Genomic DNA, 26,442 nt, shown 5'->3' on the forward strand with positions numbered 1-26,442 from the left:
CTATTTTGGAAACCGTTCCTTAAGACCTTGAGCCGCAATAAGAAAGGGATGCGACTATTGGGGCTTTTGTGAACGTAAAATGGCAGATCACTACCTGAAAACCGAACTTGAACATGAGATGAGCGTGAACCCTGCCATGTGGCAGTTTGTGCAAGAAGCCTCTTTGGATGGCGTATGGTACTGGGATCTGGAACAACCGGACCAAGAGTGGATGAGCCCGGAGTTTTGGAAGCTGTTCGGGATAGATCCACGGGAGAAGACCCATAATCCGGCGGAATGGCAGGATATTATCAATCCGGACGACCTGAAACTTGCACTGATAAACTTTGAACAACATTGTGCGGATTCAAATCACCCCTACGATCAGGTTGTGCGCTATAAACATGTGGACGGCTCAACGATCTGGGTGCGCTGCCGTGGGCAGGCCATACGCGACGGCACTGGCAAGGCGATCCGCATGTTGGGGGTCCACAACGAAATAACCGCGGTGAAACGGCGCTATGAAACAGGTCGGGAATTGGCGGCTGCCAATAGTGAATTGCGCTCATTTGCTTATGCGGTCAGTCATGATTTGAAATCGCCGGTGAATACGGTCAGCATGTTGTTGGCTGAATTGTTAGAGAATGAACGTCATGCCCTTTCCAAAGATGGATTGGATCTGGTGGACTTGGCGGGAACCTCAATCAAGCGGATGCAGGTGCTGATTGAGGATTTGCTCAGCTACACAAGTGTCATCGGCGAGGTTGTGGAGTTCGAGCCTGTAGCGCTGGATGTTCTGGCACAGGATGTGCTGGATGATCTGCGCCAAGACATTGAAAACTCGGGTGCTGAGGTCGACGTAAGCAGCCTGCCAAAAGTCATCGCCCATAGAACGCAGATGCGATTGTTGCTGAAGAACCTGATCGGGAATGCGGTCAAATATGGAAAGAAAGAAGGCGGCAACAAGATAAAACTTTTCGCGACTGTGGTGGATGGGAATCAGGTGGAAATTAATGTGCAAGACAATGGCATCGGCATTGACGAAGCCGATTTTGACAAGGTCTTCGCGGTGTTTGGCCGGTTACATCGGTACGAAGAATATGACGGGGTTGGTTTAGGATTGGCGCTGTGCCGACGTATCGCCATGAACCACGGAGGGACGATTACCCTACAGTCAAAATCAGGCCAAGGGTCGTGCTTCGCGGTAAGATTGCCGCTGATGCAAAACTGAAGCCATTAACAGAGGAAGACACGATGACTTTTGAAGTACATAAGTTCATTCCCGAGGGTGAGACCCCCGCTATAACCAATTTGATGGTGGTGGATGACAATAAGGTGGATCAGATGATCTATCGCCGGATCATCAAACGTTCAGGGTTGGTGGGCACGGTTTACCAATTTTTATCCGCCGAAGAGGCGTTGAAACATTTGCGCCGCAAAGATCGCTCCTCGGTGGATGCGATTCTTCTGGATATTAATATGCCACGTATGGACGGGTTTGAATTTTTGTCAGCTGCCACGGATGAAATGGGTGACAGCTTTACCGCGATGGTGGTGATCATGTTGACCACCTCTCTGGACCCAAGCGATGAACATCGGGCGTCACAATATTCTGTGGTAAAGGAATATCTGAACAAACCCTTGGTTGTGCAGCATTTGTATGAAATATCCGAATACCTTGCTCGAAAAGCGCAATCCACTGCTGAACAGGGGTAAGGCCGAGATTTCCGCCTCTCCCCTGCGCCACATCCGTCTAACCCACTTGTTAAGACCCTTGTTTTTTTGACTCGATCAGGGTTCGAATGATCGCTTGGGCATCTTCACCAAACCAATCCGCATCACCCCGCAATCGGGCAATTTCCTGACCTTGCGGGTTCAGGATCATGGTCATGGGCAGACCCAGCACTGACATTTCGCGGGCCAGCTTTTGTTTTGGGTCGCGGTAAATCGCTATATTTTCCACCTCTGCTTTTTCAAAAAAGGCTTCGATCGCAGGCAAGGGATTATGCCCCGTTGCGATCGCCACTACCTGAAAATCGTCCCCGCCATAAGTTTTTTGCAACGCATCAAGCGTTGGCATTTCATGTCGACAGGGCGCACACCAAGTGGCCCAAAAATTCACCAGCAGGTATTTCCCTTGAAAATCCGAAAAAGAAAACGGCGCATCGGCTGCATCGACAAATCCGGTTTCCACCGCATCTGCAGGCGTTTCGGTGAAGGCCAGTTTCTTCATATCCCCCTGACGCATTTCGATCAGTGCCGCGATATCCGGCTCTGCGGCCAAGACAGGATTTGCGATTGTTGCACCAGCGGCGTATAGCACTGCGGCAGCGAGAGCTTTCTTCAGGGTCATATCAGGCCTTTTCACATCGGGTTAACTTCGGACGTATTCATCATGTCAGACAAAAAATCATCCTCCACGAAATCTTCTAATGCCATGTGGGGCGGGCGTTTTGCCAGCGGTCCGGATGCCATTATGGAGGCAATTAACGCCTCAATCGGTTTTGACAAGCGGATGGCCCGACAAGATATCGAAGGATCACGCGCCCACGCAGCAATGCTCGCCCAGCAGGGCATCATTACTGATAGTGATGCAAAGGCGATCAGGGAAGGCCTGCTCACGGTCTTGTCAGAAATTGAGGGCGGAAGTTTTGAATATTCTGCGGCGCTGGAAGACATTCACATGAATGTGGAATCCCGCCTGAAAGAAATCATTGGCGAACCAGCGGGGCGTTTGCACACAGGGCGCAGCCGGAATGATCAGGTTGCGACAGATTTCAAACTGTGGGTGCGTGACCAGCTGGATGCGGCCATCAGCGGATTGGACGCGTTGATTGCAGCGCTTTTGGATCAGGCCGAAGCAGGGGCAGATATTGTGATGCCCGGATTTACCCATTTACAAGTGGCCCAGCCGGTTACTTGGGGGCATCACATGATGGCCTATGTGGAAATGTTCGCCCGTGACAAAAGCCGGATGACGGATGCACGGGTGCGGATGAACGAATCTCCGCTGGGGGCTGCGGCGCTGGCGGGCACCTCATTCCCGATTGACCGTCACGCCACAGCAGAGGCGCTGGGTTTTGACCGGCCAAGCGCCAACAGTCTGGATGCGGTCAGTGATCGGGATTTCGCGCTGGAATTCCTGTCCTCTGCGTCGATCTGCGCCACACATCTTAGCCGTTTTGCCGAAGAACTGGTAATCTGGTCGTCGGCCCAATTCCGTTTTGTGATCCTGTCCGACCGGTTCTCGACAGGATCCAGCATCATGCCACAAAAGAAAAATCCCGACGCAGCAGAACTGATCCGCGCCAAAGTCGGTCGCATCAACGGCAGTCTTGTTGGTTTGCTGACGGTGATGAAGGGTCTACCACTGGCCTATTCCAAGGACATGCAGGAAGATAAGGAACAGGTGTTTGATGCCGCCGATAGCCTGATGCTGGCGCTGGCGGCGATGGCTGGCATGGTGGCGGATATGCGCCCAAACGCGCCAAGTCTGGAAGTGGCGGCGGCCAGCGGGTTTTCCACCGCCACCGATCTGGCTGACTGGCTGGTGCGTGCGCTGGGCATGCCGTTCCGCGATGCCCACCATGTTACTGGCGCTTTGGTGAAAATGGCCGAGGATCGGGGCTGCGATCTGCCCGATCTGTCACTGGCAGACATGCAATCGGTACACGGCGAGATTACACAGGACGTGTTTGGTGTGCTTGGGGTGCAGAATTCGGTGGCCAGCCGTGTCAGCTTTGGCGGCACAGCCCCGGATCAAGTGCGCAAGCAGATTGCTGCTTGGCGGGAAAGGATCGGGTGATGCGGGTTTTTATCATTTGTCTGTCTCTAGCTGTGGGCCTTTCGGCCTGCGGCATCAAAGATGACCCTTTGCCCGTCAGTGAAACCAGCGAATAGCGGGTTTCTGACCTGCGGAATTGGATGCCAGAATGTCCGGATTGCGTGTGATTTACCTGTTGTTGACTGTGGCGGGCACCATCCTGCCCATGCGGTATTTTCTGGCATGGTTCGGCGAAAACGGCTTTGATTTAATGGGCATGGTGGATGCTTGGCATGCGAATGCGGCCTCCTCCGGTCTGGTTTGGGATCTGACAGTTTCAGCGCTGGCGCTGGTGATCTGGATGCTGGCCGAGGTCTATCAGCGCAAGGATTATTGGGTGTTGGCCTTTTGTATTCCCGCGACCTTTTGTGTCGGAGTGAGTTGCGGCTTGCCGCTCTACCTGTTTTTGCGGGCACGGCCCGTTACGTGATTGACCCCACCCGATCTGCCCTGACGGATCGGGTCGAAGAAGGTATCTATCTCAAAAGAAGGGTGGTTCGGCGCTTGGATTCGGTTTAAGCGGATCAGGCTTTAAGTAAGGACTGCGCTATGGACCATTTTTTGTACCGCGACGGGGTATTGCACGCCGAAGACGTGCCGCTGACGGAAATTGCGGCGGCTGTTGGCACGCCATTCTACGTCTATTCCAGCGCGACGCTGGCCCGACATTTCACCGTATTTGATGAGGCGCTGGCGGGTATGCCCCATCTGGTTTGTTACGCGATGAAGGCCAATTCCAATCTGGCGGTTCTTAAGCTGTTGGGCGACATGGGCGCTGGGATGGATGTTGTGTCTGTCGGGGAATATTTGCGCGCCAAGGCTGCGGGTGTTCCAGGGGAGCGGATCGTCTTTTCCGGCGTGGGTAAAACCCGTGCCGAGATGGAGGTGGTTCTGGCAGGCGGTATTCGCCAGTTCAACGTAGAAAGCGAACCCGAACTGCATTTGCTGTCCAAAGTGGCCACTGAAATGGGTGTTGTGGTGCCGATCACCGTGCGGGTGAACCCCGATGTGGACGCGAAAACCCACCCCAAGATTGCCACGGGCATGTCCGAGAATAAGTTCGGGATTCCGATTGCGCGGGCCCGTGAAGTCTATGCACTGGCGGCGGGTTTGCCGGGGATCAAGGTTGTCGGCATTGATGTGCATATCGGTAGTCAGTTGGTTGATCTGATGCCCTACCGCGCGGCTTTTCAAAAAGTGGCTGAACTGACAGAACTTTTGCGCGCGGACGGGCATGAAATCTCGCGGCTGGATTTAGGCGGCGGTTTGGGGATTCCCTATGAGCGCAGCAATGCAGCGCCGCCTTTGCCGTTGGACTATGGGCAAGTGGTGCGTGAAACCGTGGGTCATCTGGGCTGTGAGATTGAAATCGAACCGGGCCGCCTGATAGCAGGCAACGCTGGCTTGATGGTGTCGTCGGTTATTTTCCGCAAATCTGGTGACGGGCGGGATTTCCTGATCGTGGATGCGGCGATGAACGATCTGATCCGCCCTGCCATGTATGACGCTTATCACGATATTGTCCCCGTCATCGAACCTGCTGCCGGTGCTGCATTGGCGCCCGTTGATATTGTCGGGCCGATTTGCGAATCGGGTGACACATTTACCAAACAACGGCAGATGCCCCATTTGGACGACGGGGACATGATCGCATTCCGTTCCGCAGGTGCCTATGGCGCGGTGATGTCATCCGAGTATAATTCGCGCCCGATGATCCCCGAAGTTCTGGTTCATGGCGATCAATATGCTGTCATTCGGCCACGTCCGACATTTGACGAAATGTTAAATCGGGATAAGCTACCAGAGTGGATGCAGGAGTAACCTTGCAGACCTGAACCGCGAAAGGCGGGTAAAGGCATTGGATGGCTGACTATGAAATCGACGTCAAGAAACTGACACGCAAGGCGATGCGTGCTTTGACATGGCGGCTGCGGTTGACCCGCGGCTCGCTTGCGGTTGAGCGGGTAATGACCCAGTTTTGGTTGTTGATAACATGGACGCTGGCGCTTTTGGCGATTGTTCGGCTGGGGCTGTTGATTGACATGCCGCAAGCTGTGGCAATCGCTGTTTTTGCGGTTGGGGCGCTGGTGTGGCTGTGGTTGTTTGCCCGTGGAATACGGCGATTTCGCTGGCCGACGGTTCTTGATGCCAAGGCGCGTTTGGATGCGGATATTCCCGGGAGGCCTTTACAGGCGCTTGATGATTCTCTGGCAATTGGCAGCGCGGATGCAGGTGCACGGTATCTTTGGGCGCGGCATTTGCAGAAAATGGCCGATCTGGCCCGCGGGTCGCAGGCGGCACGCCCCCATGTGCGGCTGGCACGGCGCGACCCTTGGGCCCTGCGCCTGATTGCGGTGTTTGTGTTTGGCGGCGCGGTGCTGTTCGGGCGGTCTGATCCCGTGCAATCCTTGGTGCAAAGCCTGACCGCTGACGGGCCTATTGTGGCCACAGGGCCAAGCTGGGAAGGCTGGGCCGAACCGCCTGCCTATACGGGAAAACCAGCGGTTTATCTGAACGACATTGCCAAAGGCGATACGCTGGAATTGCCCGAAGGCACGCGGATCACCTTGCGGATTTACGGTGCGACCGAAGGGGCGACATTAAGCGAAACCGTCACGGGCGGCACAGATCGCGATGGGAATGTCGCCATTGAAGCGGGCGAAAACGGCTTTGGCGAAACCACGCTGGAAGTGGTGAAATCGGGTAGCCTGTCCTTGGTGCCACCGCAGGGGCCTGACGCAGGCTGGGATATCGCGATGATCGCCGATGAAGACCCGCAGGTGGCCCTGACAGGGGAAATCACCCGCACAGTTCAAGGTGCGCTGCAAATGCCCTTTGAAGCACGGGATGATTACGGGGTTGAAGGCGGCTCGGTGAAGATAGAGCTGGCACTGGATGCTGTGGATCGCCGATACGGGCTGACGTTGGACCCTGAACCCCGTGATATGGTGTCTCTGGATTTGCCTTTGCCATTTACCCGCAAAACAGCCGCTTTTGAAGAAACATTAGTTGAGGATTTGGCCGAGCATCCTTGGGCTGGTCTGCCCGTGCGCATTGTGATGACGGTTGTGGATGAGTTGGGCCAGACGGGCACAGTTGTCCCTGAAATCGGCCCAATGCCTGGCAAGCGGTTTTTTGATACGATGGCAGCCGCAGTGGCTGAACAGCGGCGCGATCTGTTGTGGAACCGTGAAAACGCCAAGCGGATCACTATGGTTCTGAAAGCCATCACCTATCAGCCCGAAGTGGCGTTTGAACGGCGGGGGCAAAAGGCCTATTTGATCATCCGCACGGCGTTGCGGCGGATGGAATATAACGCGGGCGCCCCGCTGACGGACTCTGTGCGTGATGAAGTGGCTGAAATGCTGTGGAAAGCGGCGCTGCTGATTGAAGATGGCGATCTGGCCGATGCGCGCGAGCGGTTGAAACGTGCGCAAGAGCGTCTGTCCGAGGCGATGAAAAACGGCGCGACCCAAGATGAAATCCAGCAGTTGATGGATGAGTTGCGTCAGGCGACCAATGAATACATGCGTCAGTTGGCCGAAGAACAACGCAATGATTCAGACCAGCAACAGGCTGAAAACGGGCAAACCCGTGAGATGTCACAGGATCAGTTGCAACAGTTGATGGATCGCATTCAGGAGCTGATGGAGCAGGGGCGTATGGACGAAGCCCAGGCCCTGATGGAGCAGCTTCAGCAAATGATGGAGAACATGCGCGTCACCGAAAGCCAGAACGGGCAAGGCGGGCAAAACCAGCAAGCCATGGAAGGGCTGGGCGATACATTGCGCGAACAGCAGGATCTGGCGGATGACACCTACCGCGATCTACAAGAGCAGTTTGACCAGAACCGCCAGCAGCAAAATGAATCCCCTGATCCGCAACTGCCCGACGGCAACCAGCAGGGTGAAAATCAGGGCGAGGGCCAACCGCAAGATCGCGATGGACAAGGCCAGAGCCAGCAACAACGTCAAGGACAAGGCGGTCAAAGCCCCGGAATGACACCTGGTCAGTTGGCGGACCGCCAGCAGGCGCTGCGCCAAATGCTGGAGCAGCAGCGTCAGGGATTTGATCAAAACGGTGTTCAAGGGGGCGAAGAGCTGTCGGAAAGCCTGAACGAGGCCGAGCGTCAGATGGGCGAGGCCGAGCGAAATTTGCAAGAAGGCAATTCGGCGGATGCGCTGAACAATCAGGCGGATGCCATGGAATCCCTGCGCGAAGGCATGCGCCGTTTGGGTGAAGCTCAACGGCAGGCCCAGTCTGACCAAAGCGGGCAACAGGGAACTGAACCTGGTCAAGGCGAAGACGATGCCCGTGATCCATTGGGTCGCCCCTTGTCTGAAACAGGCCGCATCGGCACAAACGAACGTCTGGTTCCGACCGAGGAACAATACCGTCGGTCCCGTGAAGTGATGGATGAAATCCGCAAGCGGTCAGGCGACAGAACCCGCCCGTCGCTAGAGTTGGAGTACCTCAAGCGCTTGTTGGATCGCTTTTAAATCAACACTTTATGTGGGGTTAGCTGCCCGTAATCTTGTCAATCAACAGCCGCAGGCTGTCGATGGCTGCGGCGTATGGATCGAGCACCACCGCCGCGCCTGGCAGGGCAGCGACGATCATTGGCCGCAACAGATACAGTGCAAAAAGCACAGCAAACACAAAGACCGTCCACACGAAAGCCCGACGGAATCCGCCTGAAGTGCGGGAAATTTCCTCTTCATGAGCTTCGCGCATTTCGCGGTCACGGCGGCGGGGATGGTCAGCCTCGCTGCGCAGGGATGCGTCCAGCTCATCAACATCTGGCAGCAGGGACTTGCGTTCCGCTTGTGTAGGTTCTGGTAAGTCCGCCGCGTCAAAAGATTCTGGCGCGTCGTCAAGCGCCGGATCAAACTCCGGATCCTGACCACCTTCACTCAATCCGAAACCTTGCATGATGCGGGCGCGTGGTTGGGTGTTTTTGGCCCGTGGGCGGGACATGCCCAATGCGGCAGACACAGATGCAGCGGTGGCGGCAGCGGCGCTTGTATGGGCTACGGCGTCCTCGTCCAAGTCGTCATCTTCGCCGTCATCGTCGTCGTCGGGATCCAGATCGTCCTCGTCCGGATCGGTGTCTTGTGATTTTGCCCCATCCGCACGGTAAGCATGGCGTGGGCGGTCCTCGTCAAGTTCGTCGAGATCGTCAAATTCATCTTCAAAGTCGTCGTCTGATTCTGCTTCCGCGTCAGCACTTTGACTGCGCACTGAAGCGAGCAGGTCTGATGTGTCATCCAGCTCTGATAAATCCAGATCATCCGTGACGCTGTCATCGGTTTCCAGAGAATCCTCTTGGTCGTAGGGATTTTCTTCCTCATCAGACAGATTAGAAATCGGGTCGTCTGACGGCAGGATCGGAGTGTAGTCGATCCCGTCGTCGTCTTCATCTTCGTTTGCCGCTCGCTCCGCACCGATGGTGTCAAGCTGGCTGCGGATTGCGTCGAGATCGGACAGAGGATCGAACGTGGGGGTGCCATCGTCTTCTTCGTCCAGATCTTCGTCGTCTTCAACTTCGGGCTCTTCCTCTGGTTCTTCGGATTGCTCCGCGTCGGAATGGGCATCCAAAAAGGCTGTGAGGTCGGCAAAATCCAGATCACTGTCATCCGTGTCAGCCGGGGTATCAACTGGCGCGCTGTCTTCTGGGTCTTCTACCGCAGTTTCAGTCGTTTCCTCGCGGTCCGGTTCTTCGCCTTCATCTACTTTGGCAGCGTCCTCAAGCTCAACAGCCTCTTGCGGGTCTTCGGTCTCTTCGGGCTCGACTGTTGTTTCAGTCTCTTCGCGCTCGGCAAAGGATTGATCGGCGGCCAGTTTGCGTTCTTCGCCGTCGCCGTCAATTGCATTGGCTGCTGCTGCGTCTAATTGTTCCCGCGCCGCAGAGGCAGAGGAAAAGGCCGCCTCGGATCGCAGCACGTTCAGAACGTCTTCGTTAACCGGAGTTAGCGGAATGTTTGTTGCAGGTTGATCGTCGCCGTCGTCTTCATCCTCGTCATCATAAAACGAGTCGATTTCATCCTCGTCCGATGTATCCGCAAGCAGATTTTCGACCTCTTCATCATCGGATGTTTCGATGGCAGACGGTCGCGCGGCAGGGGGCTCTGGCGCCTGGCTGCGTTGGGAATGGAAATTCACCTCGGATGCGTCATCCAGATCGTCGAACACACTTTTGCTGTCTGCGTTAGGACTGATTTCGCCGGCCCGATCGGGCAGCATTTCAATATAGTCCTGAAACCAGATGTTTTCACAATTCGCGCATTGCACTTCACGCCCCGTTGCCGGGATCGCTGACTCATCTACTTCATACTGCGCGACGCATCTTGGGCATACTATCCGCATGGCACCCTCGCTGAATTTTTTTGTGCCGCTCGCCCAGCAGCGAATCAGCGTTTTTACTAGTTTTAGCGGCGGAACCTCGCCTTTCCAAGTATCTGTTCAATTTTGTAAAGATTGCATGTAGATGCGGGATGAGCGAAAACCTACAAAACAGGTTCCTGAACCGCAAGTGAGGCACACAATGATAGAGCTGAAAAACGCTGGTTTTAACTATGGCGGGCGCGATATTCTAAGCGATATGTCTTTGCGGCTGTCCCCGGGATCGTTCCATTTTCTGACGGGGCCGTCGGGTTCGGGCAAAACCACATTGTTGAATTTGTGCTATCAGGCACTGATGCCGACCACCGGAATGGTGCGGATTTTCGAACAGGACGTCCGCGCGATGACGCGGGATGACGTCGCCCGCGTACGGCGGCGAATCGGGGTAGTACATCAGAACTGTCAGTTTCTGGATCATATCAGCGTACGCGATAACCTGACCCTGCCACTGGCAGTGTCAGGGCGTGACGCAGAGGTGGATCAGGGAAATGTAGATGATCTTTTGAGCTGGGTCGGGCTGACGGAACGGGGCGATGCCCTGCCAGCCGAACTGTCGGGCGGAGAGCGTCAACGGGCGGCGCTGGCACGGGCGATTATCATGTCGCCAGACCTTATTCTTGCGGATGAGCCGACTGGGAATGTGGATTGGGAAATGGCGCAACGGCTTTTATCACTCTTGGTTGAGTTGAACAAAATGGGCAAGACGATCCTGATCGCCACCCATGATTTGAACCTGATCCGCGCTACAAAATCCGAAGTCTCGGCGCGGGTATTGCGGATCAGTAACAGCAAGCTGCAACTTGCAGGGGCGGATTTATAATGGAGCATTTGCGCAGTATATTTGACGTTTTTAGCGGTGACACCAATGCGGACCGTGTTGTTCCCCCTAGCGGGTTTACGTCTCGGCTGACCTCTTTCACGGCGGGGGCGATGGCGTTTCTGACAGTGTTCGCGCTAGCCTTGTCATTGGCGACAGGACGGCTGGCGGATAGATGGGATGCAGAACTGGCGCGTACTTCGACCATTCGCATTTCTGCGCCCGAAGGCCAGATGGCCGCGCAATCCGAAGCGGTCCTTGAGGTGCTGCGTACCACGCCGGGTATTGCCAGCGCGCGGGTGATGTCGGACGGGGAGCAACGCAAATTGCTAGAGCCTTGGTTCGGTCCCGACCTGCCGCTTGAAACCTTGCCTGTTCCGCGGTTGATTGAGGTTCTGGAGGATGGAAAGGGCCCGGACATGGCCGGGTTGAAATTGCGGCTCAGCGCCGAAGCACCGGGCGCCGTGTTGGACGACCACACGCGCTGGCGGCGTCCTTTGGTGGCTGCGGCCACGCGGTTACGGATTTTGGGGTTGGTGTCGATCTTGCTTATCGCGGGGTCTACGGCGGCGATGATTACGCTGGCTGCGCAGTCTGCTTTGGCAGCCAACGGGCAAGTGATTGGCGTGCTGCGGCTGATCGGTGCACGGGATGTTTATATCGCCCGTGCATTTGTGCGCCGCTTTACGTTGCGGGCCTTGATCGGGGCAGCGTTGGGCACTGCTATTGCCATGATAGGTGTTGCATTTATGCCTGCCCCAGCCGAAGAAGGAGCCTTCCTAACGGGGCTTGGTTTTGTGGGATGGCACTGGATTTTACCGCTGGCGATTCCCTTTCTGGCAGCGATGGTCGCTTTCTGGGCCACACGTTTAGCGGCGTTCCGCGCCTTGTCGAGGTTAAGCTGATGTATGCATTTCAATGGCTCCGTTCGCTGCTGTTTATCGGCCAGATGTATCTGGCGATGTTTGTGATGGCATTGTTTTTCATACCGCTGACGCTGATAAAACGAGAGAATTCCTATTGGGCGGTGCGCACTTATTGCCGCTGGGTCCGTTGGACAGCCGCGTGGATGGTTGGTCTGAAATCCGAAATGCGCGGGGCGATCCCCTCAGATGAAGTGCTGATCGCCTCCAAACATCAAAGTTTTTTTGACATCATCATGATCGTTTCTGTCGTGCCGCGTCCGAAGTTCATTATGAAAGCGGTGCTGAAATGGGCACCGATCCTTGGGTGGTTCGCATTAAAGATCGGCTGCGTTCCCGTGGAGCGGGGCAAACGGGGCGCTGCTATTAAAAAGATGGTCGCCGATGTGAAATCCGGGGCGCAGTTGCCTGGACAGTTGATTATCTTCCCCCAAGGCACTCGCGTGGCCGCCGGGGCGTATCTGCCCTATAAGGTCGGCGCAGCAGTTCTGCACCAGCAAACGGGGCAGGCGGTGGTGCCAGCCGCCACAAATGTGGGTGTGTTTTGGCCACGCCATGGCATCTACCGAAAACCGGGGCTGGCGGTGGTAGAATTCTTACCAGTTATCGATCCCGTGAACGTAAACGATCTGGACACAGGTGCTTTTACAAAGCAGCTGGAAGAAGTGATTGAGCCTGCTTCAAAACGTCTAATGGCAGAGGCGGGGTTTCAGACGGATTAACGGGGTAAAATGATCCATGACCATTTTGAAAACTATTGAAGAACTGGAAGCGATCTACGGCCAGCCCGGAGCGGCGGCGATGCGGAAAGTTGTGGATCATATAACCCCCGAATATCGCGCTTGGATTCAGTCCAGCCCGTTTTGTGCCATTGCCACGGTCGGCCCCGAAGGCGCAGACGCCAGCCCCCGCGGGGATCGCGGTGAAGTGGTTTTCGAACTTGATCCGCAAACTCTGGCAATGCCCGACAGACGGGGCAACAATCGCATGGACACGTTGCGAAATATCGTGCGCGACGGTCGCGTTGCGCTGATGTTCCTGACGCCCGGGTCCCCAACAGTGATACGTGTAAACGGTAAAGCCGAGGTTTCAATCGACCCCGATTTGATCGCCCGCTTTTCTGTGGACGGCAAGCCACCCCGATCCGTTATTATTGTTCATATTTCCGAGGTATACTTTCAATGTGCTCGCGCAGTCATGCGGGCTGGTCTGTGGGATGCAAAGACCTGGCTAGATTTAGTTTCACTCCCCACCCCAGGTGATATTTTGGCGGCGCAAACGGCTGGCAAAGTGGGTGGTGCGACATACGATCAGGACTGGCCAGAACGCGCCAAGGCATCAATGTGGTAACCAGTTTGCGATGATATTCATATGATCTGCTGGGAATTTTGGGGCCAGCGCCTTTCTGAAAGAACCTTCGACCAGAAAGCGTTCACAATTCGTAAATAGCGGCCAAAAAAAGAGGCACCTAAAGTGCCCCTGAAAAATGATTGAAAAATCATCTGGGTTAACTGTTCGGAAAGAAATGCAGCACTATAAAAGCCAAGTGCTGCATTCTTACCTAAAGGAATTTCCCCATTGCTACAGCTGTATCCGCCATCCGGTTGGAAAACCCCCATTCGTTGTCATACCAGCTTAATACGCGGCCCATGCGCCCCTGAACTTGCGTTTCCGCCGTTGCGACAATGGATGAGCGCGGGTCGTGGTTTAGGTCGATCGACACTAAGGGCAGGGTCTCGATCCCCAGAACACCAGCCATCGGACCGTTAGCAGCCTCGGTCAGAGCGGTATTAATAGAGTCGACGCTTAGCGGTTTGGTTGTGTTGAACTTAAAGTCGACGCAAGACACGTTTGGGGTTGGAATGCGAATGGCAACACCGTCGAGCTTGCCGTTCAATTCTGGCAATACCAATCCCAAAGCCTTGGCTGCGCCCGTTGAAGTGGGAACCATGGACAATGCCGCGGCGCGCCCCCGTTCCCAGTTCTTGCTGCCGCGGTCAAGCGTGGGTTGGCTGCCGGTATAGGCGTGCACTGTGGTGATCAAGCCGTCTTCAATCCCGAAGCTGTCGTGCAAAACGCGGGCCAACGGGGCAAGGCAGTTGGTGGTGCAAGATCCGTTCGAAACAATGATGTCGTCTGCGGTCAGCGTGTCGTGGTTTACACCAAAGACGATGGTATTATCGACATCTTTCCCAGGCGCTGACACAAGCACCCGCTTGGCACCTGCTTGCAGGTACATCTGTGCTTTGTCTTTATCTTTAAACAAGCCAGTGCATTCCAGCGCGATATCTACGTGGCCCCAATCCAACGCCGACGGATCGCGCAGGGCTGTAACCGGGATCGGGCCATAACCCACATCGATAGAATTTTCCGTATGGGTTACGGTGCCCGCAAATATTTTGTGAACACTATCGTATTTGAACAAATAAGCCGAGTTATCTACAGGCGTCAGATCGTTGATTGCCACCACCTGAATGTCACTGCGGCCACTTTCTACGATGGCCCGCAGAATATTGCGGCCAATCCGACCAAAGCCATTGATCCCCACTTTGATAGTCATTTGCGTTCTCCGATCCCAAAAGCCTTCGCCCGTTGCGAAGTTTCGTTAGCGATAACGTAAATTGGCAAAAGGTTCAACCACCTTTGAAACAGGTCGCTTTAAAGGAGCCAGACAATCAGAGAGATAAGGGCAAAAAATCCGGTCATGGCGATCCAGCTTCGGTTCAATGCACGCACAGCATCCAGAATGTCTGTACTGGTCAGGTCACGTTTGCCCCGTGAATTTACGAACAGATCGTTGCTCATCTCGCCGCCATAACTGCGTGGTCCAGCGAGCGAAACATCGAGCACGCCGGCCATAGCAGCCTCGGGCCAGCCCGCATTTGGGGAGCGGTGCAGGTCAGCATCTTCGAAAACCACATCAAGTGCGGTGCGATCAAAATGGGCAAAACAGATCAGAAACGCGGTAATGCGGGCGGGCAGCCAGTTCAGCAGGTCATCCAGTTTGGCCGCGGCATATCCGAATTCTGCGTATTCCTCGTTCTGATAGCCGATCATACTGTCAGCGGTGTTGATGATCTTGTAGATCAGAATGCCCGGCAGACCGAGGATTAAAAACCAGAAAACAGGCGCAACCACACCATCTGAGAAATTCTCAGCGGCGCTTTCGATCGCGGCGCGGGACACGTCCGTCTCGTTCATGGCGCCCGTGTCGCGACCGACGATCATCGACACAGCATTGCGCCCCTGCGGCACCCCGTTTTGCAGGGCGGCAGCGACGTCGCGCACATGATCTATCAGGCTTTTATGGGCGATCAGAACGGCGGCGATCAGAACCTCAACCGCGTTAACGGCGATCCCGATGTAGGAGAAATCATTCAGTGTTTCAAACACCATTCCGATCACCAAGGCGACCAAAACCAAGGCAGCCACTGCAACAAATCCCTTGATCCGCCGCGCCGCGCCTTTGTTCAGCATCTCATCCAGCCAATTCACCAGCCGTCCCATCAGGGTCGCAGGATGCGGATAACGGTCCCAGATTTTTTCAGGTTCCCCCAGAAAGAAATCCAGCAAAAGCGCCAGAAGAACCATCAGAAAAATGCTCATAGCTTACTCCAGAACCTGTTGTAATCGCGCCCAATCGGCGGTGGGGCCGGGAAGCCCCAGCCGGATCAGTTTTTTTGAATAAGGAAAAATCCGTGAAAGTATACGGGCCCGTGCCAGTTTTTCAAAACAGGCTTGCGCGTCCGCCACATCATACAGACGAAACAGGGTGGTGCCGCGCGGGTATACGCCAAATTTTTGCGTCACAATCTGGTCTAGTCGTGCGGCATCTTGGGAAAGTTGTATGCGGGTTTCATCAGCCCAAGATGTATCCGACAAAGCCGCGCGCCCGATGTGTTGGGCTGGACCCGAAACCGCCCAAGGGCCAAGCATCTGTTCCAAAGCTATGATGGTTTCGGGACGCGCCGCAGCAAACCCCAGACGAACGCCCGCCAGTCCCCAAAATTTGCCGAGCCCTTTGAGAACAACAAATCCCGAACGTTGGGCCAAGTCTATATGGCTGTCTTTTGGGGAAATGTCACAAAAACTCTCGTCAATGATTGTCAGTGTTTTGTGGTTGGCAAGTATGGTTTCACGCGCCCACAAACGGCCATCGGGATTGTTGGGATGCACGTAGACATTTGCTTGAGCAGGGCGCGTTTCGACGTCCCAACCGAAGGCCGCAAAGCTGGCGGCGTGTTCATTGTAGGTGGGGTGGGCGATCCCTACGCTGGCCGGTTTTTCCAGTCGTGGAAGGGCTGCGATCAGGGCAGAAACCCCGGATGCGGCCGCTATTTCTGCCCTGTCAGGAATCGACCAGAACTGCCGCGCGGCGGCTTTCAGGGCCATTTGATCCCCACTGTCGGGTAGAGCTTGCCAGAAACGGGCAGGGATTTCGGGTAAGGGGAAAGGTGTCGGATTTATGCCGGTTGAAAGGTCGATCCAATCGCCCCGCAGCCCGCCAAACTGCGCCATGGCGGCATCTAAACCACCGCCGTGGTCCCGCTTTTGATCAGGCGGGGTTTTCGTCATTCGGTGGTAGGTAAGGTCGGAATGCGTGACACGAAATGACCTTTGACCGCTTGGGGCCACTCGCGGAACGGGACTTGGCCTTTTTCGCTGGCCGCGTGTTTTTCTGCATATTCAACAATGCCTTGTGCAGAGTCCGCATCGGGTTCAAAGCGGCCCATGACATAGGTTAACTTGCCCTCGGCTTGAATGGCGATGTTGCAGCCTTGATTGCAGCCCATCAAGCAAGAGTGGCGGCGCGTCTGTACATCTGTGGCGTTTAGGGCCGCGGATTCAATCGCCTCTGCCAGCAATTCACCGTCGGTTTGGGATTGGGTTTCTGCGTCCCAGCCTTCGCGTTTGCAGGTGTCGCAGATGGTAATCGTCGTCGTCATATCGGGCTTCCAGCAAGTTTCCGCTCGTTTCATCACCAAATTACCGAAAATACAATTGATATCGCAGTGCGGCCGAAAAATTAGTAATTTGTTAATAATTCAGGCAGATTCTTAAAATTGGGTAAATAAGGGTGTGTTATGAAAATTCTGGTAGTCGAATCCGATGCAGAACTTGGGCGATGTTGGTGTCAGCATCTTGAACGACAAGGTGGGAAAACCAGCCTGTGTTTGACCGAAAAACATGCGATTGAGGCGCTGCGTTTCCTGCCTTTTGATGTGCTAGTTCTGGACGTGGGAATGGAAAACACTAGCGTTCTGGCGATCAGTGATTATGCCACTTATAAAAACCCCAAGGTCGCGATTATTGTTGTGACAGCGAACAGCTTCTTCTCGGACGGGTTGATTTTTGAACTGATCCCGAATGCACGGGGCTATTTGCACACGCCGGTTCAGCCCGATGATTTGGCGGCTATGGTAGATCATTATGGCCGCGTCCCTGCGCTGCGCAGTGCGTAACGCCTTCGGAGGTTTCTCGCGTCTTAGTTTTTGATGAATTTCGCGCTGGTGTTTTGTCGGTCAGAGCCAACAGAAATGCGGGTGATGGTTTTGGCTGTTTGGCGCGGCGCGGCGCGCAGTGCCTGTTTCAAATCAGCGATGTTTTCTGGCAGGTCCATGCCAAATGCGACGGTTTCGCCGTGGGCATTGCGACCAGAGGACACCAATGACACGATCCGCGCGCGGTTGCCCTCTTTTACAAAGACTGGCGCACCAGAAGAGCCGAAGGTCACATCGCAATTGAAGGCGATTAACCCTTTTCCGCGGGCCAAGACATCACATTTTTTCTGCCAAGACAGCACGTCATCGCGGCCTTTGCCGTAGGAGACAACGCTGACCATATTGCCGGGTTTGATGCCGGAATGAATGGCAAAAGGCGCAGCGGTGAAGGCTGAAATCGGGGTTTCCAGTTTTAAAAGTGCAACGTCATGGCGGATGTTTGATGTGATCGGCCCAAGCGCTGCGCGATAGTTTTCATGGGCCACCACCTGTTTGACCGACCGGCTTTCGATGGCATTTCCGTCCTGAAACCCGGCAGAAAAGGTAAATGTGCCAGCTTCGTAAAGCTGATTTTTACTTTTATTGAATACACAATGGGCGGCGGTTAAAACCAGATCATTGGCGATTAAGACGCCCGTGCAATAGCCTGTGCCGCCAATGTCAATTCGGCCCACGGCTTCCCAGCCCAGCATGTCTGTGCGGTCGGTCAGTGGGATAAGCCCGCTTGCGCCAATGCTTTGCGGGATCAATAGCAACAGTGTTGCCAACGTGGTTTTGAAGGAAGCCAATGCCTGTCTCCGATGGGGTCAGAAACAGGCTTGCATCCCAGTAGGGCAAAATTATGACCCGCGATTGTGGGGTTTTAACCAATCCAGCGTCGGGTTGATTGGAATGATCCGGTGCGGGTTAATGTTTTCATGGCTGTAATGATAGTGCCGCACGATGTGATCCAGATTCACCGTGGGCGCGATTTTGTCCCATTGATACAGCTCGCGGGTATAGGCCCAAAGGTTGGGCATATCGATGATCCGGCTGCGATTGCATTTGAAATGCAAATGATAGGCGGAATCGAAACGAACCAACGTGGGAAACAACCGCCAGTCAGCCTCGGTGATCCGATCACCCATCAGGTAGCGGCTTTTTGACAGGCGGTCTTCAAGCCAGTCGATTGTGTCAAACAGGGTGTGAACCGCCTCGTCATAGGCGGATTGGCTGCTGGCAAAGCCGGATTTATAGACGCCATTGTTCAGAGTGTTATATATCCGGTCGTTCACAGGCTCGATTTCTGCGCGCAGCTCATTAGGCCAATAATCGTCGGTATTGCCAGTGATTCCGTTGAATGCAGAATTGAACATGCGGATAATTTCAGAACTTTCGTTTGAAACAATCCGGTTTTGCATCTTGTCCCACAGGATCGGCACGGTGACGCGGGTTGTCACCGTCGGGTCGGCTTTTTGATAGATCTGATACGCAAAATCCGAGCCGAACAGACTGTCCCCCTGCGCGGGGCCATTATCGGTTTTAAACGTCCAGCCGTTGTCGAGCATATCGGGATGCACCACATCTACGCTGATGTGGTCGGTCAAACCTTTCAGCGCGCGAAAGATCAAAGTGCGATGTGCCCAAGGACAAGCCATTGAAACATAAAGATGATAGCGCCCGCTTTCAGCCTTGAAGCCGCTTTCGCCCGTTGGCCCGGCCGCACCGTCAGCGGTGATCCAGTTGCGAAAGCTGGCGTCCTGACGCACAAACTTGCCGCCTGTTGATTTTACGTCGATGCCTTCAACAGACCAGATGCCGTCGATCAAACGTCCCATAGTGTCATCCTCCGAATTTCTAAGGCAGCGTAACAAGCGCGGGGGGTAAAGTCAGGTCGCAACTGACGTTTGCAGTGTTGCGGATCGCCGAACGGGTATTTCTTTGAAAGCTGCGGGAAACGGGCTAGGTTTCGGGAATAATAACTCAACACGGAGGTTAAAATGACACAGTCTCGCAGAGGTTTCTTAAAGACAGGCGTCGCTGCTTCGGGCGTGGTTTTCCTGCCTTATGTGGTCGGCGCTGCCGCACATGGGGGCGATGAATTCCCAATGAACGGGGGCGCCGTTTCTGTGCATCCGGTGGCCCATGCTTCGGTGGTTTTGGAAACGCCGGTGGGAACGATCTATGTGGATCCAGTGGGTGAGGTGGCGCAATATGCTGATCTGCCTAAACCCGATCTGATCCTGATCACCCATCATCACGGCGACCATTTTAACGTGGACACGCTGAAAGGTTTGGTTGCGGAAAACACGCCCCTGATCACCAATCCCGAAGTTATGGGCATGTTGCCGGATGAGCTGAAAACCAACGCCAGCCAATTGGCGAATGGGGAATCCAGCGCGTTTAACGGGGTCAGTATAGATGCGATCCCTGCTTACAACACCACCGAGGATCGGGCGCAGTTCCACCCCAAAGGCCGCGACAACGGCTATGTTCTGGGGTTTGACGGGCTGCGTGTGTATATATCGGGCGATACCGAGGACATCCCCGATATGCGCGCGTTGAAAGACATTGACGTGGCTTTTGTCTGTATGAACCTGCCGTTCACAATGGATATCGAAGCCGCGGCCTCTGCTGTGGCGGAATTCAAGCCGAAGTATGTCTATCCTTACCATTATCGCGGTCGCGATGACGGCACCCAAGACCCAGCCGAATTCGCCAAACTGATCGGCGATGCTGTAGAGGTGAAGATGGGCAATTGGTACAGCTAAGTCTTTGCTAAAATCCTTAAAAGCCCGCTGTTTTTGGAAGGAAACAGCGGGCTTTTTTGCCCCTGCATCAATCAACGTATCTGTGCCTGTGCCGTTTCCAGCCTGTTATCCGCCGCGAATCCCGTTGCGTGGCTGGGTCTGGCTGTTATACCCGTTCCCAACGATGCCCCACAGGGGCCGGAAAGGTGTCTCGGAATGGGCTGACCCAAATAGGGGGTCAATTTCGAAATCGTTTGTGCGCTGCTGCTGTGGTGGCCTTTCCGTTTTGTTAAAGGAAGGGAACAGCAATGCGTTTTTCAACTTTTTTAGCTGGCTTGATGGCCGCCTCTGGGGCCAATGCCCATGTGGGGCATGTGGGTGAACTGGCCTCGCACGACCATTGGGTTGCGGCGGGTGCGATCGGGGCGGCTGTGGCAATAGCAGGATGGAACATCCTGAAAGGCCGCAAGAAAGATAAAACAGCCGAGGCTGAAACCGTCGAAGCCGACGAAAACCCGCAAGAGGCTTGATTCTATGACGCAAAAAATTGGTGTGATGATTTGCGGCCACGGGTCGCGCAGTCAGGCTGCGGTGGATGAATTTTCCGTTCTGGCGGAAAAACTGCCCCCACTGTTGCCGGACTGGCAGGTGGAATACGGCTATCTCGAATTTGCCAATCCGGTGATCCGTCTGGGTGTGGACAAGCTTCGCGAAGCGGGGTGTGAGAAAATCCTTGCGGTGCCGGGCATGTTGTTTGCGGCTATGCATTCCAAAAACGATATTCCGACCGTGTTGAACACTTATGCCGCGAAACACGGGATTGAAGTGTCTTACGGGCGCGAATTGGGTGTGGACCCCAAGATGATCGCCGCTGCGGGTGCGCGGGTGCAGCAAGCTGTGGATGCGGCCAATGCCGAACATGGTGAACTGCCGCTGGAAGAGACTGCACTGGTGGTGATCGGTCGCGGGGCTTCTGATCCTGACGCCAATTCCAACGTGTCCAAAATCGCGCGGATGTTGTGGGAGGGCATGGGATTTGGCTGGTGCGAGGTTGGCTATTCCGGCGTGACTTTCCCGCTGGTAGAACCCTGTTTGGATCACGTCAGCCGACTGGGTTACAAACGCGTCATCGTCTTTCCCTACTTCCTGTTTACGGGCATTCTAATCGACCGCATTTACGGGTTTACCGATAAATGTGCTGCGAAATACCCCGATATCCAGTTCGTGAAGGCGGGCTATCTGAACGACCACCCGCTGGTGCTGGAAACCTTTGCCGAGCGGGTTAAGGAACAGTTGGGCAGCACGCCGATCCCGAATTGTGGCATCTGCCAATACCGCACGCAGGTTCTGGCGATTGAAGGCGAAGACACCCGTGTGATTTCCCCGGCAGATCGCGCGACGCTGGCGGCGGCATCTGGCAAAGATCACCCAGCCACCAGCGATGTGCCGCCCCCGACCTGTGTGCTGTGCAAATACCGCGCGCAAATCATCGGGTTTGAATCCGAAGTGGGCGCGATTCAGGAAAGCCACCATCACCACGTCGAAGGTCAAGGCGCGCAGGCGCCCGGATCAAACGTGTCTGATTGCGGGTTGTGTGGTGATTGGTGTACGGGCGAGTGCCGTCTGGATCTGGATCATCACCACGACCACGGGCATGACCACGATCATTCGCATGGACATGGCCACGACCATCATCACGACCACAGCCATGACCATAATCACACACACGATCATAACCACGGGCATCACCACCACCACGGGCATGACCACACACACGATCATGTGCACGCCATCTATCCCCACGCAAAACACCCGCTTGGCCCTGAAAGTGCGCGTCGGAAATGAGCAGTGATCCGAAGCCGAGTGTCCCGTTGCGCTATGAACGGGTGCCTGCGGATATTTACGCCCAGTCGTTTGCGACCGTGCGGGCCGAAGCAAACCTAGATCGTTTCCCAGCCGAAATGCGCCCGATGGTCATTCGCCTGATCCATTCCTGCGGCATGGTGGAAATCGCGGATCGTCTGGCCTATTCGCAGGGTGCTTTTGCGGCAGGGCAAGCGGCTTTGCAGGCGGGTGCGCCTGTGCTGTGTGATTGCGAAATGGTCGGGGCGGGCATCATCCGCCGGTATCTGCCTGCGGGGAATGACGTGATTGTCACGCTGAACGATCCGTCGGTTCCTGACCTTGCAAAACAGATCGGCAACACCCGTTCCGCGGCAGCGGTTGAACTTTGGCGCGATCGTATCGAAGGTGCGGTGGTGGCCATTGGCAACGCCCCGACAGCCCTGTTTCACCTGTTGGAACTGCTGGATCAAGGCTGGCCCAAACCAGCCTGTATTCTTGGCTTTCCTGTGGGATTTGTTGGCGCGGCAGAAAGCAAGGCTGAACTGGCTGCACGGCCTCGGGGCTGTGATTTTGTGGCTTTGCGGGGGCGCAAGGGCGGTTCGGCGATGGCGTCATCTGCGGTGAATGCTTTGGCGGCTGGATTGATTGAGGAAACGCGATGACACCCTGGCTTCATATTGTAGGAATCGGCGAGGACGGGCTAGAGGGTCTGGTCCCGACGGCCCGTGCGGTGGTGGAAGCCGCCGAAGTAATCATTGGCGGCGATCGCCATCATTCCCTGTCGGATCATGTGACGGCAGAGCGGGTGGCGTGGCCATCCCCCTTTGATGCGCTGATCGACACTTTGCAGGGGTATAAGGGCAAGCGAGTGGTGGTTTTGGCCACAGGTGACCCGCTGTGGTATTCGGTTGGGGCGCGGATCGGGCGATCCATTCCGCCGTCTGAAATCACGTATCACCCGCAGCTTAGCGCCTTTCAACTGGCTGCCGCGCGGATGGGTTGGTCGATGCCCGATGTTGAAATGCTGACGGTGCATGGCCGCCCCGTTGAACAGATGATCGCCTTTATCCAGCCCGACCAGCGGCTGTTGATCCTGACCACAGGCGCACAAACCCCTGCGCAGATTGCAAAATTTCTGACCGAGCGCGGCTTTGGCAAATCACAGATGACGGTTCTTGCGGCCATGGGCGGCAAGGATGAGCTGCGCTTTGACGGGCTGGCCGAAAGCTGGGCCCACAAAGTGCCTGCCTTTAACACTTTGGCCGTTGAATGCGTTGCCGCCGAAGACGCCGCCCTAATGCCCCGCGTACCGGGACTGGCGGATGAACTGTTCCAGCACGACGGCACCATGACCAAACAAGAGGTCCGCGCCGTCACATTGGCCAAGCTGATGCCCATGCGCGGTGCATTGTTGTGGGATGTGGGCTGCGGCTGCGGGTCGGTCGCGGTGGAATGGATGCGGGCGGCACGGTTCAGCCATGCCATCGGCATTGAACCCCGCGCAGACCGCCGCCTGTTCGCTGCCCAAAACGCCGCAGCACTGGGCGCGCCCAAGCTGGAGCTGGTCGATGGCTCGGTGCCAGCCGCGCTTGACGGGTTGAAATCCCCCGATGCGATTTTCATCGGCGGTGGCTTGTCGCGCGAAACCTTTGACGCCTGTTGGCAGGCGCTGCGCCCGCTGGGCCGTCTGGTCTGTAACGCCGTCACACTGGAAAGCGAAGGCCTGCTGATCGCGCTGCACAAGGAACACGGCGGGCAGTTGGTGAAACTACAAGTAAACCGCGCCGAACCCATTGGGGGACCAGACACCGGCCTGACCGGATGGCGGCCTTTGATGCCTGTGACCCAGTGGAGTTTGGTGAAGCGATGACGGGCAAACTTTATGGTGTGGGGCTTGGTCCGGGTGATCCCGAACTAATGACCCTGAAGGCTGCACGACTGATTGCGGCGGCAGATGTGGTGGCCTATCCCACGCTCGAAGGTGGCGCCAGTTTCGCCCGTGCCATCGCCGCGGATGTGATCCGCGATGGGGTTGAAGAAATCGCCATTTCCATTCCGATGTCAGTGAAACGCGAACCTGCCCAAGCCGCCTATGACGCGGGGGCTGCGGCCTTGGCCGATTGCCTGAGTGCAGGCAAAACCGTGGTGGTTCTGTGTGAAGGTGACCCGTTTTTCTATGGCTCTTTTATGTATCTGTTTTCCCGCCTGTCTGATCGGTTTGATGTGGATGTGATCCCCGGTGTGACCAGCGTCACCGCCTGCGCCGCTGCCCTGCGCGCGCCGCTGTCTGCGCGAAACGAGGTGTTAACTATCATCCCCGGCCCGATGGAAGAAGCGGCAATGGAACAGCGTATTGCTGCGGCCCAAGCGGTTGCTGTGATGAAGGTCGGACGGCATCTGCCAAAAATCCGCCGCGTGCTGGATCGTTTGGGGCTGATGGATCACGCGGGCTATGTGGAACGGGCGACCTTGCCGGAACAAAAGGCGATGCCGTTGGCAGAGGCCCCCGAAACCGCCCCGTATTTTTCGATGATTTTGGTGACCAAGGGCGAAGACCCCTGGTTGTGAGTATGATGGCGCGCTGCGGTCCGCCCAAGAAAAGGTTTGATGGATGGTTGATCCAGTAGTCGTATGTTTGTCCCGCTCGGGCGAAGAAACTGCCCACCGTGTGGCAAAGGTTCTGGGGGCTGTGGTGCATGGCCGCGAAGGCCGCGTAGACCGCGCCGATGCGTTTTTCGCCAATGCGCTGGATCACGTGCGGGTTCTGTTCGCCAGCGGCACCCCTGTTGTGGGTGTTTGTGCGGCGGGCATTCTGGTTCGGGCGGTCGCGCCTTTGGTGAACGATAAAAAATCCGAACCGCCTTTACTGGCCGTGCCCGATGACGGTTCAACCGTGATCCCGCTGCTGGGTGGGCATCGCGGTGCAAACCGGCTGGCGCGCAAGATTGCCGAAGGTCTGTCGGCCCATGCGGCTGTGACCACGGCGGGCGACGTGGCTATGGGCGTTGCGCTGGATGAACCACCGCTTGGCTGGCGTCTGGCCAACCCACAAGACGCCAAGGCTGCGATGGCTTTGATGTTGTCAGGGGGCGGCGTCACAGTTGAGGGGGAAAATACTTGGGACATCGACACGGTTGAAAACGGCGCTGTGACCCTGACCACCAGTGACGGGCCTGTTGAGGGCAGTGAAACGCGGCTGGTCTATCACCCGCAACGCTTTGCACTGGGGCTTGGCTGCGCGCGGGGCTGTGATGTAGATGAAATGTGGACCTTGGTGCAAGAAACGCTGGCAGAAAACGGCATCGCGGCAGGGGCGATCGCCTGTGTCGGTTCGCTTGATCTGAAGGGCGACGAGCCTGCGATGATCGAAACTGCCGCCCGACTGGGCGTTCCGTTCCGTGTGTTTACAGCGGCTGAGTTAGAGTCTGAAACACCCCGTCTGGCCACCCCAAGTGACGTGGTTTTCGCCGAAGTTGGCTGCCACGGCGTATCCGAAGGCGCGGCATTGGCGCTGGGGCGCGCGGCTGGCACGTTGACCGTCGAAAAGCAAAAAACCGCGAATGCCACATGTGCCGTAGTGCGCTGCGATCAACCGATCACCGAATTTGCAGGCCGTTCGAGGGGCAAGCTATCAATCATCGGCATTGGCCCCGGGCAACACAGCTGGCGCACGCCAGAAGCCAGCGCCTTGGTGGCAGAGGCCGAAGAACTGGTGGGATATGGACTGTATATCGACCTGCTTGGCGCATTGGCCCATGGCAAGGAACGCTCGGATTTCCCGCTAGGGGGCGAGGAAGACCGTTGCCGCTATGCGCTGGAGCAGGCGGGTAAGGGCAAGAATGTTGCGCTGATCTGTTCCGGTGACGCAGGGATCTACGCCATGGGGGCGCTGGTGTTCGAGCTGCTGGATCGCGGTCCAAATGAAATGGGTGTGTCTGATGCCGCCCACCGCGTCGAGGTTGTCTCGACCCCCGGTGTCAGTGCCTTGCAAGGCGCTGCGGCCCGTGCGGGTGCCCCGCTGGGGCATGATTTTTGCGCCATTTCCTTGTCTGATCTGCTGACCCCCCGCGCGGATATTGTCAAACGGCTGAAAGCGGCAGCAGAAGGCGATTTCGTCATCGCCTTTTACAATCCCGTATCGTTGCGCCGCCGCACCCTGCTGGCCGAGGCGCGGGATATTCTGCTGCAACATCGCCCTGCCGATACGCCCGTGATGCTGGCGTCGTCCCTTGGGCGGCCCGAAGAACATGTGCGCTATCGCAAGCTGTCCGAACTGGAAGTGGATGAAGTGGACATGCTGACGGTGGTGCTGGTGGGGTCCAGCCATTCCAAACTGGCACAACTGGGCGAAGGCCCGCGCATGTACACGCCGCGCGGCTATGCCCGCAAGATTGACGGGGATTTGGCGTCTTAAGCGGCGCAG

26 protein-coding genes are annotated in these 26,442 nt (G+C 56.0%); 18 read left to right on the top strand and 8 right to left on the bottom strand.

Annotated features, from left to right (window positions below):
- The first annotated feature begins 79 nt into the window (after window positions 1-79).
- Window positions 80-1,210, top strand: coding sequence for an ATP-binding protein (locus GGE09_RS03395; RefSeq protein ID WP_309743876.1), 1,131 nt, complete (start codon window positions 80-82; stop codon window positions 1,208-1,210).
- Between the two features lie 23 nt (window positions 1,211-1,233).
- Complete coding sequence (locus GGE09_RS03400) at window positions 1,234-1,695, top strand: response regulator (RefSeq protein ID WP_309743879.1); 462 nt, start codon at window positions 1,234-1,236, stop codon at window positions 1,693-1,695.
- A gap of 49 nt (window positions 1,696-1,744) precedes the next feature.
- Here the strand turns inward: GGE09_RS03400 and GGE09_RS03405 are convergent, their stop codons facing one another.
- Entirely contained in the window at window positions 1,745-2,332 is a 588-nt protein-coding gene (locus GGE09_RS03405; protein ID WP_309743881.1) for a TlpA disulfide reductase family protein, read from the bottom strand.
- 42 nt (window positions 2,333-2,374) lie between these two features.
- On the opposite strand from GGE09_RS03405, the gene argH reads away from it, so the two are divergent.
- The 4 genes from argH (at window position 2,375) to GGE09_RS03425 (ending at window position 8,301) form a co-directional block, all read left to right on the top strand.
- Complete coding sequence (gene argH, locus GGE09_RS03410; RefSeq protein WP_309743882.1) at window positions 2,375-3,784, top strand: argininosuccinate lyase; 1,410 nt, start codon at window positions 2,375-2,377, stop codon at window positions 3,782-3,784.
- 127 nt (window positions 3,785-3,911) lie between these two features.
- The gene (locus GGE09_RS03415; protein WP_309743884.1) at window positions 3,912-4,232 is read left to right on the top strand and encodes a DUF2834 domain-containing protein; all 321 of its coding nucleotides are present in this window, start codon (window positions 3,912-3,914) and stop codon (window positions 4,230-4,232) included.
- 119 nt (window positions 4,233-4,351) lie between these two features.
- Window positions 4,352-5,623, top strand: a complete 1,272-nt coding sequence (gene lysA / locus GGE09_RS03420) for a diaminopimelate decarboxylase (RefSeq protein WP_309743885.1) — start codon at window positions 4,352-4,354, stop codon at window positions 5,621-5,623.
- 41 nt (window positions 5,624-5,664) lie between these two features.
- On the top strand, window positions 5,665-8,301 hold the full coding sequence (locus tag GGE09_RS03425) for a TIGR02302 family protein (protein ID WP_309743886.1): 2,637 nt from the start codon (window positions 5,665-5,667) through the stop codon (window positions 8,299-8,301).
- A gap of 19 nt (window positions 8,302-8,320) precedes the next feature.
- Here GGE09_RS03425 and GGE09_RS03430 read toward each other — a convergent pair whose 3' ends face one another.
- Window positions 8,321-10,168 carry a zinc-ribbon domain-containing protein gene (locus tag GGE09_RS03430; protein WP_309743891.1) on the bottom strand — a complete coding sequence of 616 codons (1,848 nt, stop codon included), beginning with the start codon at window positions 10,166-10,168 and terminating at the stop codon, window positions 8,321-8,323.
- A 178-nt stretch (window positions 10,169-10,346) separates the two neighbouring features.
- Here GGE09_RS03430 and GGE09_RS03435 point away from each other — a divergent pair, with 178 nt between their 5' ends.
- The 4 genes from GGE09_RS03435 to GGE09_RS03450 are packed head-to-tail and all read left to right on the top strand — an operon-like array spanning window position 10,347 to window position 13,294.
- A complete protein-coding gene (locus tag GGE09_RS03435) occupies window positions 10,347-11,024 on the top strand; it encodes an ATP-binding cassette domain-containing protein (RefSeq protein ID WP_309743893.1) in 678 nt (225 codons plus the stop codon).
- Window positions 11,024-11,926 (top strand): FtsX-like permease family protein, encoded by a 903-nt coding sequence (locus GGE09_RS03440; RefSeq protein ID WP_309743896.1) that lies wholly within the window; start codon window positions 11,024-11,026, stop codon window positions 11,924-11,926. Before GGE09_RS03435 ends, GGE09_RS03440 begins: the two co-directional genes overlap by 1 nt.
- A complete protein-coding gene (locus tag GGE09_RS03445; protein WP_309744819.1) occupies window positions 11,923-12,666 on the top strand; it encodes a lysophospholipid acyltransferase family protein in 744 nt (247 codons plus the stop codon). The genes GGE09_RS03440 and GGE09_RS03445 overlap by 4 nt, the downstream gene beginning before the upstream one ends.
- A 16-nt stretch (window positions 12,667-12,682) precedes the next feature.
- Complete coding sequence (locus GGE09_RS03450) at window positions 12,683-13,294, top strand: pyridoxamine 5'-phosphate oxidase family protein (protein ID WP_309743897.1); 612 nt, start codon at window positions 12,683-12,685, stop codon at window positions 13,292-13,294.
- A gap of 211 nt (window positions 13,295-13,505) precedes the next feature.
- Here the strand turns inward: GGE09_RS03450 and gap are convergent, their stop codons facing one another.
- The 4 genes from gap to GGE09_RS03470 all read right to left on the bottom strand — a co-directional run bounded on the left by gap (window position 13,506) and on the right by GGE09_RS03470 (window position 16,890).
- Window positions 13,506-14,504, bottom strand: a complete 999-nt coding sequence (gap, locus tag GGE09_RS03455; protein WP_309743898.1) for a type I glyceraldehyde-3-phosphate dehydrogenase — start codon at window positions 14,502-14,504, stop codon at window positions 13,506-13,508.
- Window positions 14,505-14,602: 98 nt separating this feature from the next.
- Window positions 14,603-15,550 carry an adenosylcobinamide-phosphate synthase CbiB gene (gene cbiB, locus GGE09_RS03460; RefSeq protein WP_309743899.1) on the bottom strand — a complete coding sequence of 316 codons (948 nt, stop codon included), beginning with the start codon at window positions 15,548-15,550 and terminating at the stop codon, window positions 14,603-14,605.
- Window positions 15,551-15,553: 3 nt separating this feature from the next.
- On the bottom strand, window positions 15,554-16,519 hold the full coding sequence (locus GGE09_RS03465; RefSeq protein ID WP_309743900.1) for a pyridoxal phosphate-dependent class II aminotransferase: 966 nt from the start codon (window positions 16,517-16,519) through the stop codon (window positions 15,554-15,556).
- Window positions 16,516-16,890: a DUF1636 domain-containing protein gene (locus GGE09_RS03470; protein WP_309743902.1), complete on the bottom strand. Its 375-nt coding sequence runs from the start codon at window positions 16,888-16,890 to the stop codon at window positions 16,516-16,518. The genes GGE09_RS03465 and GGE09_RS03470 overlap by 4 nt, the downstream gene beginning before the upstream one ends.
- 138 nt (window positions 16,891-17,028) lie before the next feature.
- Here GGE09_RS03470 and GGE09_RS03475 point away from each other — a divergent pair, with 138 nt between their 5' ends.
- Window positions 17,029-17,406, top strand: coding sequence for a response regulator (locus tag GGE09_RS03475; protein ID WP_309743904.1), 378 nt, complete (start codon window positions 17,029-17,031; stop codon window positions 17,404-17,406).
- A 23-nt stretch (window positions 17,407-17,429) separates the two neighbouring features.
- Here the strand turns inward: GGE09_RS03475 and GGE09_RS03480 are convergent, their stop codons facing one another.
- Both GGE09_RS03480 and GGE09_RS03485 read right to left on the bottom strand, forming a co-directional pair.
- Entirely contained in the window at window positions 17,430-18,233 is an 804-nt protein-coding gene (locus tag GGE09_RS03480) for a trypsin-like peptidase domain-containing protein (protein WP_309743906.1), read from the bottom strand.
- 51 nt (window positions 18,234-18,284) lie between these two features.
- Window positions 18,285-19,262 (bottom strand): glutathione S-transferase family protein, encoded by a 978-nt coding sequence (locus tag GGE09_RS03485; protein WP_309743908.1) that lies wholly within the window; start codon window positions 19,260-19,262, stop codon window positions 18,285-18,287.
- Between the two features lie 162 nt (window positions 19,263-19,424).
- On the opposite strand from GGE09_RS03485, the gene GGE09_RS03490 reads away from it, so the two are divergent.
- The 7 genes from GGE09_RS03490 to cobJ all read left to right on the top strand — a co-directional run bounded on the left by GGE09_RS03490 (window position 19,425) and on the right by cobJ (window position 26,433).
- On the top strand, window positions 19,425-20,195 hold the full coding sequence (locus tag GGE09_RS03490; RefSeq protein ID WP_309743910.1) for an MBL fold metallo-hydrolase: 771 nt from the start codon (window positions 19,425-19,427) through the stop codon (window positions 20,193-20,195).
- Window positions 20,196-20,482: 287 nt separating this feature from the next.
- A complete protein-coding gene (locus tag GGE09_RS03495; RefSeq protein ID WP_309743912.1) occupies window positions 20,483-20,704 on the top strand; it encodes a DUF6732 family protein in 222 nt (73 codons plus the stop codon).
- Window positions 20,705-20,708: 4 nt separating this feature from the next.
- A complete protein-coding gene (locus tag GGE09_RS03500) occupies window positions 20,709-22,019 on the top strand; it encodes a sirohydrochlorin chelatase (protein ID WP_309743914.1) in 1,311 nt (436 codons plus the stop codon).
- Complete coding sequence (locus GGE09_RS03505) at window positions 22,016-22,681, top strand: precorrin-8X methylmutase (protein WP_309743915.1); 666 nt, start codon at window positions 22,016-22,018, stop codon at window positions 22,679-22,681. Before GGE09_RS03500 ends, GGE09_RS03505 begins: the two co-directional genes overlap by 4 nt.
- Window positions 22,678-23,889, top strand: coding sequence for a precorrin-6y C5,15-methyltransferase (decarboxylating) subunit CbiE (cbiE, locus tag GGE09_RS03510; protein WP_309743917.1), 1,212 nt, complete (start codon window positions 22,678-22,680; stop codon window positions 23,887-23,889). Before GGE09_RS03505 ends, cbiE begins: the two co-directional genes overlap by 4 nt.
- Window positions 23,886-24,587, top strand: a complete 702-nt coding sequence (gene cobI, locus GGE09_RS03515) for a precorrin-2 C(20)-methyltransferase (RefSeq protein ID WP_309744821.1) — start codon at window positions 23,886-23,888, stop codon at window positions 24,585-24,587. The genes cbiE and cobI overlap by 4 nt, the downstream gene beginning before the upstream one ends.
- A 43-nt stretch (window positions 24,588-24,630) precedes the next feature.
- The gene (gene cobJ / locus GGE09_RS03520) at window positions 24,631-26,433 is read left to right on the top strand and encodes a precorrin-3B C(17)-methyltransferase (RefSeq protein ID WP_309743919.1); all 1,803 of its coding nucleotides are present in this window, start codon (window positions 24,631-24,633) and stop codon (window positions 26,431-26,433) included.
- Window positions 26,434-26,442: the final 9 nt, after the last annotated feature.

Origin of the sequence: Roseobacter sp. N2S, from assembly GCF_031454055.1 — a bacterium.
Taxonomy (GTDB): domain Bacteria; phylum Pseudomonadota; class Alphaproteobacteria; order Rhodobacterales; family Rhodobacteraceae; genus Amylibacter.

Bases quoted from the DNA above. Each gene is read 5' to 3' on its own strand.
- GGE09_RS03425 (WP_309743886.1), top strand. From the start codon at position 5,665: ATGGCTGACTATGAAATCGACGTCAAGAAACTGACACGCAAGGCGATG.
- GGE09_RS03485 (WP_309743908.1), bottom strand. From the start codon at position 19,262: ATGGGACGTTTGATCGACGGCATCTGGTCTGTTGAAGGCATCGACGTA.
- argH (WP_309743882.1), top strand. From the start codon at position 2,375: ATGTCAGACAAAAAATCATCCTCCACGAAATCTTCTAATGCCATGTGG.
- GGE09_RS03495 (WP_309743912.1), top strand. From the start codon at position 20,483: ATGCGTTTTTCAACTTTTTTAGCTGGCTTGATGGCCGCCTCTGGGGCC.
- GGE09_RS03490 (WP_309743910.1), top strand. From the start codon at position 19,425: ATGACACAGTCTCGCAGAGGTTTCTTAAAGACAGGCGTCGCTGCTTCG.
- GGE09_RS03505 (WP_309743915.1), top strand. From the start codon at position 22,016: ATGAGCAGTGATCCGAAGCCGAGTGTCCCGTTGCGCTATGAACGGGTG.
- GGE09_RS03475 (WP_309743904.1), top strand. From the start codon at position 17,029: ATGAAAATTCTGGTAGTCGAATCCGATGCAGAACTTGGGCGATGTTGG.
- gap (WP_309743898.1), bottom strand. From the start codon at position 14,504: ATGACTATCAAAGTGGGGATCAATGGCTTTGGTCGGATTGGCCGCAAT.
- cbiB (WP_309743899.1), bottom strand. From the start codon at position 15,550: ATGAGCATTTTTCTGATGGTTCTTCTGGCGCTTTTGCTGGATTTCTTT.
- lysA (WP_309743885.1), top strand. From the start codon at position 4,352: ATGGACCATTTTTTGTACCGCGACGGGGTATTGCACGCCGAAGACGTG.
- GGE09_RS03470 (WP_309743902.1), bottom strand. From the start codon at position 16,890: ATGACGACGACGATTACCATCTGCGACACCTGCAAACGCGAAGGCTGG.
- GGE09_RS03500 (WP_309743914.1), top strand. From the start codon at position 20,709: ATGACGCAAAAAATTGGTGTGATGATTTGCGGCCACGGGTCGCGCAGT.
- cobJ (WP_309743919.1), top strand. From the start codon at position 24,631: ATGGTTGATCCAGTAGTCGTATGTTTGTCCCGCTCGGGCGAAGAAACT.
- GGE09_RS03435 (WP_309743893.1), top strand. From the start codon at position 10,347: ATGATAGAGCTGAAAAACGCTGGTTTTAACTATGGCGGGCGCGATATT.
- GGE09_RS03430 (WP_309743891.1), bottom strand. From the start codon at position 10,168: ATGCGGATAGTATGCCCAAGATGCGTCGCGCAGTATGAAGTAGATGAG.
- GGE09_RS03400 (WP_309743879.1), top strand. From the start codon at position 1,234: ATGACTTTTGAAGTACATAAGTTCATTCCCGAGGGTGAGACCCCCGCT.
- GGE09_RS03415 (WP_309743884.1), top strand. From the start codon at position 3,912: ATGTCCGGATTGCGTGTGATTTACCTGTTGTTGACTGTGGCGGGCACC.
- cbiE (WP_309743917.1), top strand. From the start codon at position 22,678: ATGACACCCTGGCTTCATATTGTAGGAATCGGCGAGGACGGGCTAGAG.
- GGE09_RS03465 (WP_309743900.1), bottom strand. From the start codon at position 16,519: ATGACGAAAACCCCGCCTGATCAAAAGCGGGACCACGGCGGTGGTTTA.
- GGE09_RS03440 (WP_309743896.1), top strand. From the start codon at position 11,024: ATGGAGCATTTGCGCAGTATATTTGACGTTTTTAGCGGTGACACCAAT.
- GGE09_RS03395 (WP_309743876.1), top strand. From the start codon at position 80: ATGGCAGATCACTACCTGAAAACCGAACTTGAACATGAGATGAGCGTG.
- GGE09_RS03405 (WP_309743881.1), bottom strand. From the start codon at position 2,332: ATGACCCTGAAGAAAGCTCTCGCTGCCGCAGTGCTATACGCCGCTGGT.
- GGE09_RS03450 (WP_309743897.1), top strand. From the start codon at position 12,683: ATGACCATTTTGAAAACTATTGAAGAACTGGAAGCGATCTACGGCCAG.
- cobI (WP_309744821.1), top strand. From the start codon at position 23,886: ATGACGGGCAAACTTTATGGTGTGGGGCTTGGTCCGGGTGATCCCGAA.